The organism is Massilia oculi (assembly GCF_003143515.1).
GTDB lineage: Bacteria > Pseudomonadota > Gammaproteobacteria > Burkholderiales > Burkholderiaceae_D > Telluria > Telluria oculi.
Window position 1 is genome coordinate 3884932 of sequence record NZ_CP029343.1, and the last position, 17318, is coordinate 3902249.

At 68.4% G+C, this 17318-nt stretch carries 16 protein-coding genes; 5 read left to right on the forward strand and 11 right to left on the reverse strand.

Going from position 1 to position 17318, the window contains the following annotated elements:
• Positions 1-24: 24 nt before the first annotated feature.
• The gene (locus DIR46_RS17675; protein WP_109346406.1) at positions 25-429 is read right to left on the reverse strand and encodes a YbaN family protein; all 405 of its coding nucleotides are present in this window, start codon (positions 427-429) and stop codon (positions 25-27) included.
• 284 nt (positions 430-713) lie between these two features.
• Between DIR46_RS17675 and DIR46_RS17680 the strand changes: the two genes are divergently transcribed.
• Positions 714-2612 carry a sensor domain-containing diguanylate cyclase gene (locus tag DIR46_RS17680; protein ID WP_229446291.1) on the forward strand — a complete coding sequence of 633 codons (1899 nt, stop codon included), beginning with the start codon at positions 714-716 and terminating at the stop codon, positions 2610-2612.
• A 168-nt stretch (positions 2613-2780) separates the two neighbouring features.
• Here DIR46_RS17680 and DIR46_RS17685 read toward each other — a convergent pair whose 3' ends face one another.
• Positions 2781-5111, reverse strand: a complete 2331-nt coding sequence (locus DIR46_RS17685; protein WP_229446292.1) for a CHASE domain-containing protein — start codon at positions 5109-5111, stop codon at positions 2781-2783.
• A gap of 152 nt (positions 5112-5263) precedes the next feature.
• Between DIR46_RS17685 and DIR46_RS17690 the strand changes: the two genes are divergently transcribed.
• The 4 genes from DIR46_RS17690 (at position 5264) to DIR46_RS17705 (ending at position 9036) form a co-directional block, all read left to right on the forward strand.
• Complete coding sequence (locus DIR46_RS17690; RefSeq protein WP_109346409.1) at positions 5264-5716, forward strand: hypothetical protein; 453 nt, start codon at positions 5264-5266, stop codon at positions 5714-5716.
• 65 nt (positions 5717-5781) lie between these two features.
• On the forward strand, positions 5782-6402 hold the full coding sequence (locus DIR46_RS17695) for an LON peptidase substrate-binding domain-containing protein (protein WP_205288996.1): 621 nt from the start codon (positions 5782-5784) through the stop codon (positions 6400-6402).
• A gap of 22 nt (positions 6403-6424) precedes the next feature.
• Complete coding sequence (locus DIR46_RS17700; protein WP_109346410.1) at positions 6425-7183, forward strand: anti-sigma factor; 759 nt, start codon at positions 6425-6427, stop codon at positions 7181-7183.
• Positions 7184-7473: 290 nt separating this feature from the next.
• Positions 7474-9036: a DEAD/DEAH box helicase gene (locus DIR46_RS17705; protein WP_109346411.1), complete on the forward strand. Its 1563-nt coding sequence runs from the start codon at positions 7474-7476 to the stop codon at positions 9034-9036.
• 3 nt (positions 9037-9039) lie between these two features.
• Here DIR46_RS17705 and DIR46_RS17710 read toward each other — a convergent pair whose 3' ends face one another.
• From DIR46_RS17710 to DIR46_RS17745, 9 genes are all read right to left on the reverse strand, one after another.
• Positions 9040-10383, reverse strand: coding sequence for a sensor histidine kinase (locus DIR46_RS17710; protein WP_109346412.1), 1344 nt, complete (start codon positions 10381-10383; stop codon positions 9040-9042).
• Positions 10370-11056: a response regulator gene (locus DIR46_RS17715; protein WP_109346413.1), complete on the reverse strand. Its 687-nt coding sequence runs from the start codon at positions 11054-11056 to the stop codon at positions 10370-10372. The genes DIR46_RS17710 and DIR46_RS17715 overlap by 14 nt, the downstream gene beginning before the upstream one ends.
• Before the next feature lie 4 nt (positions 11057-11060).
• The gene (locus tag DIR46_RS17720; RefSeq protein WP_109346414.1) at positions 11061-11876 is read right to left on the reverse strand and encodes a MipA/OmpV family protein; all 816 of its coding nucleotides are present in this window, start codon (positions 11874-11876) and stop codon (positions 11061-11063) included.
• 300 nt (positions 11877-12176) lie between these two features.
• A complete protein-coding gene (locus DIR46_RS17725) occupies positions 12177-13886 on the reverse strand; it encodes a PAS domain-containing protein (protein WP_109346415.1) in 1710 nt (569 codons plus the stop codon).
• A 579-nt stretch (positions 13887-14465) separates the two neighbouring features.
• Entirely contained in the window at positions 14466-14666 is a 201-nt protein-coding gene (locus tag DIR46_RS26700) for a hypothetical protein (protein WP_162819552.1), read from the reverse strand.
• A 165-nt stretch (positions 14667-14831) separates the two neighbouring features.
• Positions 14832-15059: a PIG-L family deacetylase gene (locus DIR46_RS17730; RefSeq protein WP_109346416.1), complete on the reverse strand. Its 228-nt coding sequence runs from the start codon at positions 15057-15059 to the stop codon at positions 14832-14834.
• A 21-nt stretch (positions 15060-15080) separates the two neighbouring features.
• Complete coding sequence (locus DIR46_RS17735; RefSeq protein WP_109346417.1) at positions 15081-15872, reverse strand: PIG-L family deacetylase; 792 nt, start codon at positions 15870-15872, stop codon at positions 15081-15083.
• A gap of 86 nt (positions 15873-15958) precedes the next feature.
• Entirely contained in the window at positions 15959-16996 is a 1038-nt protein-coding gene (locus DIR46_RS17740; protein ID WP_109346418.1) for an acyltransferase, read from the reverse strand.
• Between the two features lie 4 nt (positions 16997-17000).
• Positions 17001-17306, reverse strand: coding sequence for a GtrA family protein (locus DIR46_RS17745; protein ID WP_162819553.1), 306 nt, complete (start codon positions 17304-17306; stop codon positions 17001-17003).
• Positions 17307-17318: the final 12 nt, after the last annotated feature.

Consider the following 17318-nt stretch of genomic DNA (forward strand, 5'->3'; position numbering starts at 1 on the left):
AAATCGGCGGCAACATGAAATTTTCTAACGTTCCGCTGGAGATTCCTCGACCGGCCCGGTCTTCGGCGGCAGCTTGAGCGTCGGCAGGTACCACCACATATAGGTGCTCACGCAGACGCCGATGACGACCATCGAGATCAGGATGGCGACGCTGTCGAAATGGCGCGTCGACCACGCCATCGAGCCCCACAGCATCACGGTGGCGACGATCTTGCCCTTCAGCGGAATGCCGTGTCCGGCCTCGAAGTTGGCAAGGTATTTTCCGAAGACGGGATGGGCCAGCAGCCAGCGGTGCAGGCGTTCGGACCCGCGCGCGAAACAGGCCGAGGCCAGCAGCAGGAAGGGCGTGGTCGGCAGCAGCGGCAGGAAGATGCCAAGGATGCCCAGCAGGACGGCCAGTACGCCGGCCACGTTATAGAACAGTTTCATACCGTCACTCTAGCATCCGGCGCGGCAAGAACAGGGAACACCCCTGTCATCGATCCGGTTATGCAAAAAAGATATCGTCGAGCATATCAAACTGGAACTTTTAGGTTCTGCCGTGCAACTTTAATGGCAAACTCGGTATAATGTCCGGCTCGACGACGGGCGCGTCTGTTCGGCAGTGGCAGGAATCGTTCTACGCCCGACTCCTTTTCCGCCTGCTGTCCGATAGTCGCCTGGCTCGCGCCGGCCATTGCCTTTTCATGCCTTATCCCACATCCTCGAATTCCATGATGGCCAGTTTCGGCGGCTATTTCCGCCGGCGCGTGCTGCGCCAGTTCGCGCTCTACCTGGCGCTAATGCTGGCGCTCGTGTGGGGTGGGGTGGCGGTGGAACAGGCGCGCTTCGCCGCCCTGGCCGAGAATGGCGCCCAGGCCAATGTGCGGAACCTGTCGCGCGCCTTTTCCGAAGAGGTCAAGGCCACCGTCGCCCTGGTCGACCTGTCGCTGGTCCAGCTGCGCGGCACCTGGCAGCGCGATCCCGCCAACTTCGCCCGCAGCGCAGCCGAGCATGCGCGCCACCTGCGGGTGCCGATGCACCTCACCGTCACCGACGCCGATGGCCGCCTGCTGTACACCGACGCCGCGGTCGGTGGCGCCACGGCGCCGCAGGGCCTGGCGCTGGGCGATCTGCGCCAGTTCGCGGTCCACCGCGAGCGCGGCGGCGACCGGCTCTACGTCAGCCGCCCCGAGCGCAGCCGTCTTTCGCAGCAGTGGGTGGTGCAGTTCACGCGCCCGATCCGCGCCGCGGACGGCCGCCTGGCCGGCGTGATCGCGGTGGCGATCCGGCCCGACTACTTCCTGCGCTTCTACGACAGCATCGACCTCGGCCCGGACGCCGCCGTCAGCCTGATGCGGCTGGACGCCACCGTGATCGCGCGCAGCTCGCGCGCGGACGGCAACCGCCACATGGGTACGGCGATCCCCGACGCGCCGCAGACACGCGATGCCGGCGCCAGCGGCGCCTTCCGCAAGGCGAGCCGCCTGGACGGCATCGAGCGTTTCTATGCCTGGCGCAAACTGCCCGAGTACGGCCTGATCGTCACGGTGGGGCAGGCGGTGACGGATGCCGAGGCGCGCTTCGCCCAGCAGCGCGCGGTGATGCACAGCACCGGCCTGGTGGTGTCGCTGGTGCTGGCGGTGCTTGGCTGGGCGGCGATCGGCGCCGCCGACCGCCGCCGGCGCGCGCTCAAGGCCCTGGCCGCGGCCGAGGCGCGCTGGAAGCTGGCCCTGAACGCGGCCGGCGACGGGGTTTGGGACTGCGACGTCACGACGGGAATCGCGACACTGTCGCCGAGCGCCCAGCGCATTCTCGACAGCGAGCATCCCACCGTGTCCTGGTTCGGCGACCAGGGCCTGGCCGAACTGGTGCACCCGGACGAGCTGGAAACGGTGCGCGCGGCCCTGCGCGCCCACATCGACGGCCTTACCGCCGACTATGCGATGGAACACCGGCTGCGCACGCGCGACGGGCGCTGGCGCTGGATCGAGGCGCGCGGCGCCGTCACCGAGCGGGGCGAGCGCGGCGAGCCGCTGCGCATGGTGGGCACCTTCTCCAACATCGACGCGAGGAAGCAGGAAGAGCAGCGCATGCGGCGCATGGCGCACGAGGACGCGCTCACCGGCCTGCCCAACCGCGTGCTGCTGCACGACCGCATGCGCCAGGCCATCCTTGCCGCGGACCGCGAGGGGCACAAGGTCGGCCTGGTTTATTTTGACCTGGATAACTTCAAGCCGGTCAACGACAGCCATGGCCACGCCGTGGGCGACCGCCTGCTGCGCATGGTGGCGCAACGGGTGCGCGCGGTGCTGCGCGAATCGGACACGCTGGCGCGGGTTGGCGGCGACGAATTCGCGGTGCTGCTGCCGCGCTGCCAGCAGCTCCAGGACGCCGAGCGGGTGGCGGCCACCATCCTGGCGCGGCTGGAGCAGCCGTTCGAGGACGGCGAGCGCACCCTGCGCATCTCGGGCAGCCTCGGCTACGCGCTGTATCCCGATTGCGGCGCCGGCGACGGCGACGCCGCGGCCGCCGCCGAGGCGCTGCTGCACTGCGCCGACCTGGCGATGTACGACGCCAAGGCGCATGGGCGCAACCGCATCTCGGGCAGCTATCGCACGCGGGTCGGCTAATAACCTGTCCCGCTAGGTGGTAGTCGTTCCTGCCGCGCCTGGCAAGCGTGCGCTGCGTTGCTCGTCGTTGCATGGCTCGCCATGCGGCCTCCTCGCGCCTTGCTCACGCCCGCCATGCATCGCCATGAACTTCCCCCCACCTACCGGGATAGGTCTTGCCTCGCCGCGTCAGGGATGCGCGCCGATGTCCGGCTCCGCCAGCGCCGGCAGTACCGGCGCCGTGTGGCGCGGCAGGTAGATGGTCACCGTGGTGCCGGCGCCCGGCGCGCTCTCGAGCCGGATCTGGCCGCCGCTCTGGCGCACGAAGCCGTGCGCCATCGACAGCCCGAGCCCCGTGCCCTTGCCTTCGGGCTTGGTGGTGAAGAAGGGTTCGAAGGCGTGTTCCATCACCTCGGGCGGCATGCCGTGGCCGTCGTCGGCCACCGTGATCACGACGTAGTCGCCGGGCGCCGGTTCGCCTTCGAGCTGGCTGGCGCCGGGGGCGACCGTCAGGTTGGCCAGGCGCAGCGCGATGCGCCCGTTGCCTTCCATCGCGTCGCGCGCATTGATCACCAGGTTCAACAGCACGTGTTCGAGCTGGTTCGGATCGACCAGCGTCGGCCAGAGATCCGGCGCGGCGCTGCGTTCGAGCACGATGTCGTCGCCGGCGGCGCGCTGCAGCAGGCTGTCGCTGCGCTCGAGCAGCTGGGCCACGTCGACCACGCTCGGATGCAGCGGCTGGCGGCGGGCGAAGGCGAGCAGCTGGCCGGCCAGCTTCGATCCCCGCTCCACCGCGTCGAGTACGTTGTGCAGGCGCTTGCGGCTGGGCGGACCATCGGCGCGCAGCATCAGCTGCACGTTGGCGCTGATGATGTGCAGGATGTTGTTGAAGTCGTGCGCCACGCCGCCGGTGAGCTTGCCGACCGCTTCCAGCTTCTGGGCCCGGGCCAGGGCCTGGCGCGCTTCATCCAGCCGCTGCTGGCGCTGCAGCTCGCGCGCCTCGCTTTCGCGGCGCGGGGTGATGTCGCGCACGAACACGGTGGCGCCCGCGCCGTCGCCCGGCGGCAGCAGGGCCACCGCCAGCTCCACCGGCACCCGCCGGCCGCTGGCGTGCAGCACCTCGGTCTCGGTCGGCTGTCCCGCCAAGGGCCCGCCGCCGCCGCGCGTAAACGCGTCGAACGTGGTGCGGAAGGCGGCGCGCCGTTCTTCCGGCAGCAGCACCTCGGCCGGCTTGCCGATCGCCTGCGCGGCGTCGAGGCCGAAGATGCGCGTGGCCTGCGCATTCCAGTCGGTGATGCGGCCCTGGCGGTCGATGGCGACGAAGCCGTCGTAGGCGGTCTCGAGGATCGCCTTGAAGCGGCGCTCGTCGGCCGCGATGCGGTCGTGCGATTCGCGCAATTCGAACGTCATCGCCTGCGCCAGTTGCAGCGCGCGGCGGCGCGAGCCGGCCAGCAGCCACACCACCAGGCTGACGAGAGAGCCCAGCACGAGCCCGGTGGCGGCCACCATCTGCGGGCGATCACGGTCGAGCGTCGCCTCGAGGCTGGCGCTGGACGCCATGCGCACGGTCCAGGTGCGGCCGGCCATCTCCATGCGGTTGGCGGTGGAAAAGCGCGGCGTCTCGCCGCGCCCGGCGCCGGGCGAGCGGTACAGCAGCGCACTTGGGGTCATGCGCTCGCCGTCGAAGATCTCGACGTCGAGCTTGGGCGCCGCGATGCCGCCCACGCCGCGCATCAGGTCCGTCATGCGAAACGGCGAATAGATCCAGCCGACCAGCGCCGCGCGGCGGTCCTCGACGGTGGCGACGTCGCGCCCTCTGCGGTACACCGGCAGGTACATCAGGAATCCGGCATCGCGGCTGGCGGCGCCCTCCTGCACCAGCACCACCTTGCCGCTGAGCGCGGCCTGGCCGCTGTCGCGCGCCGCCGCCATCGCCGCGCGCCGCACCGGCTCGCTGTACATGTCGTAGCCGAAGGCGCGCAGGTTGCGCGCATTGAACGGCTCGATATGCGAGATCGCCGTCTGCGGCCGGGCATCGCCGGCCGGATGGACACGGTAGTTCGGGAAGCCCTCGGCGCGCACCCGGTCCTCGTGCGCGGCGAGCGCGCCCGGCGGGATCAGGGTGGCGATCGCCAGCGCCTCGAGGCCGGGAAAGGACTGGTCCAGGCGCAGCACCTCGAAATACTCGGCGAACTCGGACCGGCTCAGGTCGACCGAGCCGCGCAGGTAGCCGCGCGTTCCGCGCAGTACCTGCTCGTAGATCAGCATCCGGCGTTCGATGCTGTAGCCCATGTCGCGGGCGTGGTAGCCGAACGCTTCGTGCAACTGGGTTTCCGCACTGCGCCGGGCGCTGGACCAGGCGGCGAAGGTCACCAGCAGGGTCAGTACGAGCACCAGCAATGCCATCAGAAGCGGCGCGTGGCCGGCAACGAATGCCGGCTGATGGGCTGGGGAGGAATTGGCGGTCTGCTGCATGTCCTTGTGCGTGGCAGCCGTGGCGGCGGGGTTGATCGGAGACACCGGACTCCGTAGCATACGCATCCTTGGATTGATGAGGCGCACGCGACTTTGCGCCTTTGTCAACGGAGTTTGTCAACTGGGCACAAGGATGCTCCCTGCTAAATGAAACATTCTAATCTGAAATATCTTCCTTGCAAAAGTACCAAAGCGGGATGAGTTCCGCCTTTTCGTCCTTCCTGACGCGCCATTGGCCGCTGACCATGCTGGCCGTCCTGTGCGGCCTGGCGCTGCTGCTGGGCATGCTGGCCCCGTTGCGGGGCGGCAGCCACGAACTGCTGCTGGCCTTTCCGTCCACGGTGGGGGGAGAGCTGACGCTGCCGTCGGAGCTCCGCCTGACGCGCGGCGTGCGCGACGTGCTGCTGCTGCGCAACGAGAGCAGGGCGCCGGTGGTGTTCGGTCCGCTCAAGATCGGCCCGGGGCGCGAACTGCGCCTGCCCTTCGGCGAGGCCGGCCTGTATACCTACGCCTGCCCGCCGGTCGCGGGCAAGGTGGTGCGGGTAAGGGTGGTGGACGCGCCCGGCCCCGGCTGGGGCCGGCTTGGCTGGCGCCTCGATGAGCTGCGCCAGTGGGTGCGCTACCTGCCGCTGAGGTCGCCGGACGGCTAGGAAGCTGTTGCCGGCGGCCGCAATCGCACACCCGCGATGGCCCCGATTCTGTCATCATGGGAACCATGTCGACGATTTCCATGCCACTGTTCCCGCTCAGTACGGTGCTGTTTCCGGACGGGGTGTTGCCGCTGCAGGTGTTCGAGGTGCGCTATCTCGACATGATCAGCCGCTGCATCCTCGAAGGCACCCCGTTCGGCGTGGTGCTGCTGACGCATGGGCAAGAGGTGCGCCGGGCCGATGCCGAACAGGAACGCTTCGTGGCCGCCGGCACCATCGCCTCGGTCACCGAGACCACCGCCGAGACCCCCGGCCTGCTGCAGGTGCTGTGCCGCGGCGGCGCGCGCTTTTCCGTCGTCACCGCCGAGCAGCGCGTCAACGGCCTGTGGATGGCCGAGGCGCAACTGGTCGAGGACGACCGCAGCGTCAACATCCCGTCCGAGCTGCAGGGCGCCTCCGACGCGCTCGACCGGGTCTTGAATTCGCTGCACGACGTTCCCCAGCACCGCTGGCCGGTGCAGCCGCCGTTCCGGCTCGACGACTGCGGCTGGGTGGCCAACCGCTGGTGCGAGCTGCTGCCGCTGCCGAACCAGCAAAAGCATCATATGCTGATGCTCGACAACCCCGTGATCCGGCTCGAATTGCTGCATGACGTGCTGGATGAACATGGCTTGATCACTTCATAGGGAAGTAGCGCAGGGGCCCGGCATGAAATTTTCTGACGATCTTCTCATCGGGTACATCAACGGCGAACTCGCCGAGCCGGCGCGCGCGGCGGTCGAACGGGCCATGCGCGCCGATCCGGTGCTGGCGGCGCGCATCGCCCATCACCGGGCCGAGCTGCAGCTCAAGGGCAGTACGCGCAACGGGCGTATCGGCGTCTCGGCCAACGGCATTGATGCCAACCATGCCCAGCGCGCGGCGCCGCCCTGCGGCGCCAAGGTGGTGCAGCTCAACAGCCTGCGCCCCGGCCGCACGGTGCCGCCGCCGCAGATCGCCTACAGTAACTGGTGCAAGCGCCATTGGGTGGCGGTCGGCGCGGCGCTGCTGACGGGCGCGGCCCTGGGCGCCTTCGGCTGGCACAGCCTGGCGCAGGCGCCCGGCCTGGCGACGCTCGACCACGTCGATGGCACCCTGGTGGCGCGCGGGCCGCTGGTGGCGGCGCTGGACGACCAGCTGGCCAGCCCCGGACCGTCCGACAGCGGGGTGCGCATCGGCGTGACCTTCGTCGCGAAGGATGGCGGCTATTGCCGCAGCTTCGTGGTCGACACCACCGCCGGCCTGGCCTGCCTGAAGGGCGGACGCTGGAGCATCCCGGTGCTGGCCCAGGATGGCGGCGGCGCCGCCTGGGTCGATGGCAGCCAGCCGCCGCCCGTGGTGCGCGAGGCGATCGACGCGCGCATTGCCGGCACCGTGCTCGATCCGGTGGCCGAACGCGCGGCCCAGCAACGCGGCTGGACGCGGTGAGACGGTGACCGCTCAAACAGGCGGATGCTGCATTGCGGCAGGGATCGGTTTTCTTTTGGTAAACTGTCTAAAAAATAGGCCGGCATATACATGGGTGGCGATTTCGGGTATCGTGTCACCCGCTAAAAGTGTCTCTACGTCCGCTTTGTTCGGCCCGCCGGCCGGCTTGCCGCCGGGTAGCTCCGTCCGCCGGCTTATTCCCGTTCTTCCCTTCGCTGCGCGTCCGTCGACCCGTGACGGGAAGAATATGCCCGATCGTAGAGCTGAACGAATGAATGCAACTAAAAAATATGTCTGATTCTCAGAGCAATAACGCGAACAACAACGACGTCGCCGCCGTCCCGGGCGCCGCGCCAGCCGCGCCAGTCGTGGCCGCCGCCGAGGCTTCCACGGTACGGTTCGCCGACTTCGGCCTGGCGCCGGAAATCCAGCGCGCGCTCTCGGACCAGGGCTACGTCCATCCGACCCCGATCCAGGCCCAGGCGATTCCAGTGGTGCTGCAAGGCCGCGACGTCATGGGCGCGGCCCAGACCGGCACCGGCAAGACCGCCAGCTTCTCGCTGCCGATCCTGCAATTGCTGATGCCGCACGCGAACGCCAGCATGTCGCCGGCGCGCCATCCGGTGCGCGCGCTGGTGCTGGTGCCGACCCGCGAACTGGCGGTGCAGGTGGCCGACAACGTCAAGGCCTATGCCCGTCACACGCCGCTGCGCGCGACCGTGGTGTTCGGCGGCATGGACATGAAGCCGCAGACCGAGATCCTGCGCCGCGGCGTCGAGATCGTGATCGCCACCCCGGGCCGCCTGCTCGACCACATCGAGCAGAAGAACGTCAGCCTGGGCCAGGTGCAGATGCTGGTGATGGACGAAGCCGACCGCATGCTCGACATGGGCTTCCTGCCCGACCTGCAGCGCATCATCAACCTGCTGCCGAAAGCACGCCAGAACCTGATGTTCTCGGCCACCTTCTCGCCCGAGATCAAGAAGCTGGCCAACACCTTCCTGAACAATCCGCTGACCATCGAAGTCGCGCGCAGCAACGCGACCGCCGAGAAGGTCACGCAGATCGTGTACAAGGTCGATGAGGAAGCCAAGCGCGACGTGGTCGAGCACCTGATCCGCTCGCGCGGCATGAAGCAGGTGATCATCTTCTCGAACACCAAGATCGGCGCCTCGCGCCTGTCGAGCCACCTCGAGAAGCGCGGCGTCAAGGCGTCGGCGATCCACGGCGACAAGACCCAGCAGGAGCGCATGGCGGCGCTGGACGCGTTCAAGAACGGCAGCGTCGAAGTGCTGGTGGCGACCGACGTCGCCGCGCGCGGCCTCGACATCTCCGACCTGCCGGCCGTGATCAACTACGACCTGCCGTACAACGCCGAAGACTACGTGCACCGCATCGGCCGCACCGGCCGCGCCGGCGCCTCGGGCGATGCGCTGTCCGTGTACTCGGACAAGGACGAACGCCTGCTGGCCGACATCGAGAAGCTGATCAAGCAGACCATCACGCGCGGCACGCTGGAAGGCTTCGTCGCGCCAGGCGCGCGCGGTCGCGAAGGTGGCCGTGACTTCGGCGCGCGCGAGGGTAGCCGCGAAACCGGACGCGACTTCGGTTCGCGCGACAGCGAACGCGGCGCCCGCCGCAGTGATGGCGAGCGTGGCGGCGCCGCGCGTGCGCCGCGCTCCGGACTCGGTCCGGGCGCGCGCCGCGAGAAGGTCGATCCGTGGTTCCTCAAGCCCTACGAACCGACCAGCAGCCCGCGCAAGGATGCCGATGTGGCGCCGCACGCGCCCGCCAAGCCGGCCAAGCAGAAGCTGGCTTTCCTGCTGGGTGGCGGACCAAAGGCGCAGGCCTGATCTTCAGGCCGATAATTTGAAGCGCAATCCCGGTTCGGCCGGCTCCGCGATCAGCCGCCAGCCGTGGGCCCGCGCCACCTCCTGGCAAATCGGGAGCCCCAATCCCGCCCCGAGATCGCGCCGGTGCGGCCCACGCCAGAAGCGGTCGAACAGCAGCGCCAGCTGCGACGCCTCGACGCCCGGACCATGGTCGCGCACCGAGATGCTGTCGCGGGCGATCTCCACGCTGACGATGGAACCGGCCGGCGCATGTTCGATCGCATTCTCCAGCAGGTTTTTCAACAGCGTGAACAGCGCGCCACGGTCGGCCTGCCACGTCAGCCCATCGTCCGTGCTGGACACCGCCAGCTTCACGTCGGCCGCCTCGGCCATGCGCCGCAGGTAGCCGATCGCCTCGTCGGCCACCTCTCCCACCCTGACCGTGCCGAACGCGTAGTTGGTCGCCTCGCTGGCCTCGGCCAGCAGCAGCAACTGCTGCACCTGGCGCGACATATAGGCGACGTCCTTCAACAGCGCGGCGCGGTCCTCCTCGCCGTCGATCCCGAGCTCGACCTGGGCCCGGATCATCGCCAGCGGCGTCTTGAGTTCGTGCGCCGCGTTGCCCAGGAATTCCTGCTGCACCCGGTAGGCCTGCTCGAGGCGCTCGAGCACCCGGTTGAAGCTGTCGACCAGCGGCGCGATCTCGCCCGGCACGGCATCGGTGCGCAGGCGCGCATGCATCGACTGCAGCGAGATGCCGGCCGCCGATGCCGATACGTCCTGCAACGGCCGCAGGGTATAGCGCAGCGTGATCCAGGTGCACAGGCCGAAGGCGACCAGCAGCACCAGGGTGACCAGGGCGATGCCGTAGGCCACCAGCGGCAGGGCGACCCGGTGCAGCAGGTACATCATGCGGCTGCTGGCGGCCACCTGCAGGTACAGTCCACGGCCTCCTTCGAACGCGAGCGGCTCGCTGGCGCCGAAGAAGGTCACGCCGTCGCGGGTGAACTCGAAGCGGTCGCGCCCGGCCCCGGCCGGCAGCACGCCGTCGGGCCAGAAGCGCGGGCCGGCCTCGGACAGCAGGGCCACGTTGCCGGCGCGGTCGACGACGCGGTAGGCGACTTCGCGCCCCAGGCTGTCGAAGACCCATTTGATCGCATGGTGGTCGTCGGTCCCCAGGCGCAGCCTGCCGTCGCGCTCGACGTGCACCTTGGCCGACAGGTCGTGCGCCATGTCCGACAGGTCGGTCCGGGCCAGCACATTGGTTTGCAGGACGAAGGCCGCGACCAGCACCACCAGCATGACGCTGAGCAGCGTGCCGGCGACGAAGGCCATGACGATCTTGAGGCGGATGCTATTGAGCCGCATCGTCCGCGCGCAGCACGTAGCCGACGCCCCTGAGGTTGACGATGCGCTGGCGCGAGCCGATCGCCGCCAGCTTGCGGCGCAGGCGGTGCAGGGCGACGTCGAGCGCGTTCGGGGTGACGGCGTCGTTCAGGCCCCAGGCCGCCGCTTCCAGCGCGCCGCGCCGCACCGTGGTCTCGTGCTTTTGCAGCAGGAGCAGCATGATCTGCATCTCGGCCGGCGCCAGCGTGATGCGCTCGGCGCCGCAGCACAGCAGGTCGGCATCCGGCTGCAGCGCCAGGTCGCCACGGGCGTGGTCGAGCGGCCGGAATTCCTGCGGCCGGCGCAGCAGCGCGCGCACCCGCGCCACCATCTCGTCCATCGCGAACGGCTTGGCCAGGTAATCGTCGGCGCCGGCCTCGAGGCCCTGGACCCGGTCGTGCAGCGCTTCGCGCGCCGTCAGCACCAGGCAGGGCAGCCCGAGGCCGGCCGCGCGCATCCGGCCCAGCAGGGCCAGGCCGTCGCCGTCGGGCAGGCCGCGGTCGAGGATCAGGGCCTGGTAGGGCATCTGCTGGAGGGACGCCCAGGCGCCGTCGATGCGCGTGGCCACGTCGACGGCGATGCCGGCCGCCGCCAGGCCCTTGGCGATCAGCTGGGCCAGGCGTTCGTGGTCTTCGATCAGGAGGACGCGGCTCATCGGCTCACCTGAAGCGGTACAGGTAGCCGACCAGCACCCGGTTCCCGGTCGAGCGGTCGACCAGCGGGCTGTCCCTGATCTCGTCGGCCAGGCGCGACACTTCGAGGTCGACCAGGATGGAATGGCGGCGGTCGAACATATACATCGCGCGCAGTCCCGCTTCGGCATTCACGCCCGACTCGCCACGGTAGGCGGCGCGGCCGGCGCGCGCTTCGTCGGCCCGCACGCCGTAGTAATAGTCGACATAGTTGTCGTCGTGCCAGCTCGCGGTCACTCGCGGCGTGATCGTCACGCGCTCGCCGATATGCCATGTTCTCTCCACGCCGAGATTGAATCGCTTGCCCTTGCTGTTGCCGGACGCGTCGCCCAGCGCTTCGGCGCTGACGTCGGCCCACCGGCTCTTCCATTCGATTCTAGCACCGGCCCAGGCGCCGCTTTTCCGTTCGCGCATGCCGGCCAGGATCGGGGTGTCGTCGATATCGTCGTCGTCGTAGCCGCTGCCGTCGTAGCGCACGACCAGGTCGAGGTTCACGGTGTGCGCCGGCGCCGGGTCGAGGCTGAGCAGCTTGACGCCCACTTGCGGGCCGGCGATCGAGAGCCAGCGGTTTTCGTACTGGACGAAGGGAAGCGCCAGGTACTCGCGGTCGATGCCGGCATAGGCCTTGTCGAACGCGATGGCGCCGACACCCAGCGCCCAGGAGGAGGTGGGCGCGGCGGCGTCGCCCGTGCGGGCCAGGGCCGGCAGCGTGCAGAGCATGGCGGCGGCGAACAGCGGGATCTGCGCCAGGCGGCGCGGGAAGTAGCGGTCGGAGAGTGGCATGGAAGCGCTTTCGGGTTGTCGAAAAGCGCCATGCTCGGCCCGGTCGCCTTACTCGACACTTACCGCGAGAACGTCGGCGCGAGAACGTCGGCGCGACAACGTCGGCGCGACAACGTCGGCGCGACACCGCTTCGGTAAGTATCCGGAAAGGCGGACTGGCGGATAGTCCGGGTCAAAGGAGAAACGACGATGAACACATCCCGCAAGATGGCGCTGGTCGCCGTGAGCGCGCTCCTCGGCGCCGCCCTGGCCGGCGCCGTGGCGTCGGCCGCGATCGAGGTCAGCGATGCAGGCGGCGCCTCACGCGGCCCGCTCGAGCTCCGCCCCGACCCGGTCGAGCAAGTCCTGGTGCTGGTAGGGCTTGGACAGCACGTCCAGCGTGCCGCTGGGCTTGCCGGGGCCGGGCAGTTCGTCCATATAACCGGTGGTGACCAGCACCGGCAGGCCGGGGCGCTTGGCGTGCACGCGCTCGATCAGTTCCAGCCCGTTCATCCCGCCCGGCATGATCACGTCGGTAAACAGCAGGTCGGCCTGCTCGCCGCTTTCCAGCAGGCCGAGCGCGCGCTCGCCGCTGGGGGCCGACAGCACGTCGTAGCCGGCCATGACGAGCATGCTCTCGGCCAGTTCTCGCACGTCGTCGTTGTCCTCGACCACCAGGATGCGGCAGCGCCGCTGCTGCGGCTCATCTTGCGTGCCGCCGCGCCGCTCTGCCAGCGAGGGCTCAATGCCGGCGGCCTGCTCGGCGACCCGGAACACCATGCGCACCTGGGTGCCCCGGCCCGGCTCGCTCTCGATGTCGAGCTTGCCGTGCGATTGCTGCACGAAGCCATGCACCATCGCGAGGCCCAGGCCGGTGCCCGGTCCCTTGGTGGTGAAGAAGGGCTCGGTGGCGCGCCGCTTGACCTCCGGCGTCATGCCTTCGCCCTCGTCGAGCACGCAGATGCAGACGTAATCGCCGTCCGGCAGGCCCAGCAGGTGACGCCGATCCTCGCCCAGCACCGCGGTGCCGACCTTGACGGCGCCGCCGCCCGGCATGGCGTCGCGCGCATTGAGCACCACGTTCAGGAGCGCCATCTCGAGGTAGGTCGGGTCGATGGTGCAGACCGGCAAGCCGGGCTTGAGGTCGAGCTGCAGGTCGATCTTCTCGCCCAGGGTGCGCACCAGCATGTCGGAAAACTCGACCACCACGCTGTTCAGGCTCAGGCGCTTCGGCTCCAGCCGCTGCTTGCGCGCGAAGGTCAGCAGCTGCTGGGTCAGCTTGCCGGCCTGCATGGTGGCGCGCTGGGCGCGCCGGATCGGTTCGGCCGCCTTGTGCTGGGGTCCGGCGCCCAGCAGGGCGACTTCGAGGTTGCCGTTGATGACCTGCAGCAGGTTATTGAAGTCGTGGGCCATGCCGGCCGAGAGCTGGCCGATGGCTTCCATCTTCTGCGCCTGCAGCCAGGATTCCTGGTTGTTGCGGCGCTCGGTGATGTCCATCTGCGAGGCGAAGAAGTACAGTAGCTGGCCTTGCTGGTCGAAGATGGGACCGAAGAACAGCGCGTTCCAGAACGGCGTGCCGTCGGCCTTGTAGTTGACGATGTCCACCGCCACCGCGCGCTGTTCCTCGACCGCGCGGTGCAGCTCGGCCACGGTGGCGCGGTCGGTATCCGGCCCCTGCAGGAAGCGGCAGTTGCGGCCCAGGATCTGTTCTTCCGGGTAGCCGGTCAGGTCGACGAAGGCGCCGTTGACGAACACGATCGGATTGTCGTCCTGGCGCGGATCGGTGATCAGCATGGGCATGCGCGTCATCTCGACCGCGGCGAAGAAGATGTTGCCGCGCTCGTCCAGTCCGCCGTGCTCGATGTAGCCCGACTGCCAGTGGTGGACGCCGGGGCTGTCCTCGACCGGCCCCATCGGGTTGACCGCATTGCCTTCGACCTCGGCATTCGCCGGCACGCCGCGGCTCTGGCCGCCGCCTTGCACGTCGAGCTCTTTCTTGAGTGAATCGTCTTTCGGCGGTCCGAGTACCATGGGGTGTCCTTGCGAGTTTGGGCAGCCGGCCTGCCCGTATTCCACGGACAGAAGCAGGCACTTCGACTGTAATCGTAGACCGGTCGATGCTCCGTTCGTAAGCGCACAGAGGCGCCCATGTGGCCGGGGCCGCGTGCCTGTCTGCATGGGGAACCCGCTGACGGCGTCATGCGTGAAGGGACCCTCGAAACCACATGGCTGCGGATTCGCTCGAGCTCCGACAAAGTCGGTCTTGCCATAAAACTTGGGATGAAACGCGTCCATGGTTCCTCTTCACAGCGCGCCGTGCTGGACCGTGGTCGGTGTTCACGCCGGATGCGCAACGGTTGTCGACCGGCCCTTCGCTGATCGGCGTGGTGTTGGCACTTTGAAGCAATGTCTGGTGCAGTAACTCGTAGCCGACCCGCTACCTGTCGAGCGGGCCTGGCCGAGGGTTGCTCCTTGTCATTGAGTATCCCGGATAATAGATTGCCTGCGACATGCATCCGTAGTCTGGAGCCTAGCCAATGACTTGGTGGAAGAAGCGTCCCACGGTGGTTTGATCGGGATGATCGCCGTCCGCACGGTATTCGTGGTGCTTCACGACCAGCGTGGGCCTGTTGCGATTGTTGCGGCTGTAATTTGACGGATTACCTCGCGCAACTGCGGCGCTGTATGGGTGTTGATGCCGCGGATGTCGTCGAGTGCGGCGGTGCGGCCATCGTACAGGTTGGTCAGCTTGGCTGCCGCCGCTTCTGGATTGTCGGACACGTCCAGATGGTAGGCGACGACATTTCCCAAGAACCAACGATCGACCGCTGGCGTATGGCTGCCGAAATTCTCATCGATCCAGGTCCAGTCCCGGCACGACGTCTTCGTGGAGTCTGGAATGCAGGAGGTCAGTGCATTGAGGCGTGCGCTGAGTCTGGTGCAATGGTACTGCTGGTTCCGGTTGCTGAAGTGGCCCTAAGACAATCCATACGGTGACGCTGCGCCATGACCATTTCCCGCGTCTCCAGCAGTGACCACGAGGATCGCCGTCGGGTAGCCGTGGATGATGTCGTTCAACAGGTTCGGTCGCATCAACAGGATGTCGTCATCGGGATGGGCGACGACGTAGACTGCGGACGAAGCCGGCACCGGATAGCAGGTGGTCAGTGCAGCTGCCAAGGCAATCTTCTTGAGATTGCGCACAAGAAGATCCTTGAACTCCGCTCAGCTTCCCGGAAGCTGATCCGACGAGCACCCTGCACGCCAGGCATCCAGCGCCAGCTGCATCTTCGGCCATGTAAAGAAGCGCCTTTTCTCGTAGTACAACAGCCCTTCGTGCGGGCGTTCCAGGGTGCGCGCAGGGGCGACCGGCTGCAGCGCTTCGACGCCGTACACCAGGTAATGCCACAGCACCGGTGGGAACAGCAGCAGCCAGGTGGTCGCCTGGGAGGGATACGAGAGGCAGCAATGCAGATTACGCATGCGGTCATGCCAGGGAATATGCCTGGCAAGTACCCGGCCGTTGGCGGCGAGCGGCGCCAGCACGCGCGCCAGCGGAACGGACAGGCCGGCCGCACGGTAAAGTGAAAATTGCCAGGTGCGCTCCAGCAGGCCGCGCTGCTGGGCCAGCGCCACCGCCACCGCATGCAGCGCATCATGATCCTGGTGGCCGCCTTCCCAGGCCGGGATGTGAAGGGCGGCGACCGGGCCATGGGCATCGAGCCAGCGCGCGATCCAGGCATGGGCGGCGGCCAGCTGGAGTGGAAGGCTGGCGTCGGCGATGCCGAGCGCTTCGCCGGCGAAGACGATGGCGCGGGGCGCCACGCCGAGCCGGCCCAGCACGGCGCGCGACTCCGCATTGCGGCGCGCCGCGCGCGCGCGCCGCGCCTGGCCGTCGGTCAGGTAGGCGCAGGCGACCGGCACGCCATCCCGCCGGTAGTCGGCGATATGCTGCAGGACCCCGAATTCATCGTCCTGGTGCGCGAACAGGAACAGGGCGGCGCCGTCGGTATGCATCGAAGTCGGATGTGCTGGACAGGGACTGGAAAAGCGGCTGCAAGCGCGGCCGAGGCTCCCATTCTAGCGCGCCGTCCGGCGTCCCTTCAGCGCGGCACGATCGCGCGCACGCCGGGAATCGCCTGCAGGCCGCGCACCAGCACGGCCGAGATGGCGGCCGCGCACAGGGCCAACAGCGGAATGCCAAACCAGGGATTGACGTAGCGGTAGTCGATCCCCACCGTCTCCAGCACGAACAGCACCCAGACGTGGATCAGATAGACGCCGAAGCTGGTCGCCGCGAACCAGGCCACGGCGCGCATCCTGCGGCTGTCCGGCGGCGCCCAGGTCGCGCCGAGCGCGCGCAGGGCAACGAAGGCGGCCAGGCTGGCCAGCAGCACCAGCGGGCTCGAATAGGCATAGAAGGCTTCGTTGGCCTGTGCCAGGGTATGGCTTCGCCACCAGGTTGCAAGCGCAATGGCAAGCGCCAGCAGGGCCCAGGCGGCCCAGGCGCAGGCGAGGTGGAGTTGCCTGGGCACGGCCGGCAGGCGGTGGTACAGCAGGGCCCCCGCTGCCATATAGCCAGGATAGAGATGCAGCGCCGCCCAGTCGATGCCGGCCACCCGGCGTCCGGTCAGCGCAATCTCCAGCGGCACCACGCTGGCGGCGATGAACCAGAACAGCAGGCAGAACAGCTGGGTGCGCGGGGCGACGTGCTGGTGGAACGCGACCAGCACCGGGAGGAAGACATAGACTCCGGCCAGCGCGTACAGGTACCACAAGTGGCCGGCGACCGGCCCGTTCACGATCAGCGCCAGCCAATCGTCCTGGCGCTGACCGGTATGGCGGAACCACAGCAGGTACAGCAGCGACCAGGCCACCAGCGGCAGCAGGATGCGCCATTCGCGGCGGCCGATCGCGGTCACCGTGGGCGCGCGGGTCAGCAGCAGCGCGCCGCTGATCATGAAGAACAGCGGCACCGCCACCCGCGCCACGCTTTCCCAGGCATTTACGGCCCACCAGTTGCGCTCTCCCATCAGGCCGAACCCCTTGGCGCTGACATGGATGACGATCACGAGCAGGGTGGCGACCACGCGCATGGTGTCGAGCGCGTGGTCGCGTGGCGGGGCGGAGGAGGGCGTCATGGCGTCAGGCCTGATGGCGGAAGGTCACCGCCTTGTGCAGCGCGAAGGTCAGCACCGGACCGCACAGGAGCACCAGCGCCAAGCCGATGAGGTAATGCCAGCGCAGCGCCTCGGCCAGCGCCGACAGCGCGACCGTCAGCGCGAGGCTGAGCATCGATACGGCCAGGAACTTGCGGTAGCGGTTCCAGCTCGGCGGCTGCCTGAAGGTGAAGCGGCAGTTGGCGAAGAACGAGCAGGTGTTGGCCAGGGCGAAGCCGGCCACGTTGGCCGCGACCGGTCCGGCCAGCCCGGTTTCGACGAGCGCGATCACGGCCCCGAATGC

Excerpts from the sequence above, each read along its gene's own strand:
- DIR46_RS17675 (WP_109346406.1), bottom strand. The coding sequence starts at position 429 with ATGAAACTGTTCTATAACGTGGCCGGCGTACTGGCCGTCCTGCTGGGC.
- DIR46_RS17680 (WP_229446291.1), top strand. The coding sequence starts at position 714 with ATGATGGCCAGTTTCGGCGGCTATTTCCGCCGGCGCGTGCTGCGCCAG.
- DIR46_RS17690 (WP_109346409.1), top strand. The coding sequence starts at position 5,264 with ATGAGTTCCGCCTTTTCGTCCTTCCTGACGCGCCATTGGCCGCTGACC.
- DIR46_RS17695 (WP_205288996.1), top strand. The coding sequence starts at position 5,782 with ATGTCGACGATTTCCATGCCACTGTTCCCGCTCAGTACGGTGCTGTTT.
- DIR46_RS17700 (WP_109346410.1), top strand. The coding sequence starts at position 6,425 with ATGAAATTTTCTGACGATCTTCTCATCGGGTACATCAACGGCGAACTC.
- DIR46_RS17705 (WP_109346411.1), top strand. The coding sequence starts at position 7,474 with ATGTCTGATTCTCAGAGCAATAACGCGAACAACAACGACGTCGCCGCC.
- DIR46_RS17710 (WP_109346412.1), bottom strand. The coding sequence starts at position 10,383 with ATGCGGCTCAATAGCATCCGCCTCAAGATCGTCATGGCCTTCGTCGCC.
- DIR46_RS17715 (WP_109346413.1), bottom strand. The coding sequence starts at position 11,056 with ATGAGCCGCGTCCTCCTGATCGAAGACCACGAACGCCTGGCCCAGCTG.
- DIR46_RS17720 (WP_109346414.1), bottom strand. The coding sequence starts at position 11,876 with ATGCCACTCTCCGACCGCTACTTCCCGCGCCGCCTGGCGCAGATCCCG.
- DIR46_RS17725 (WP_109346415.1), bottom strand. The coding sequence starts at position 13,886 with ATGGTACTCGGACCGCCGAAAGACGATTCACTCAAGAAAGAGCTCGAC.
- DIR46_RS17735 (WP_109346417.1), bottom strand. The coding sequence starts at position 15,872 with ATGCATACCGACGGCGCCGCCCTGTTCCTGTTCGCGCACCAGGACGAT.
- DIR46_RS17740 (WP_109346418.1), bottom strand. The coding sequence starts at position 16,996 with ATGACGCCCTCCTCCGCCCCGCCACGCGACCACGCGCTCGACACCATG.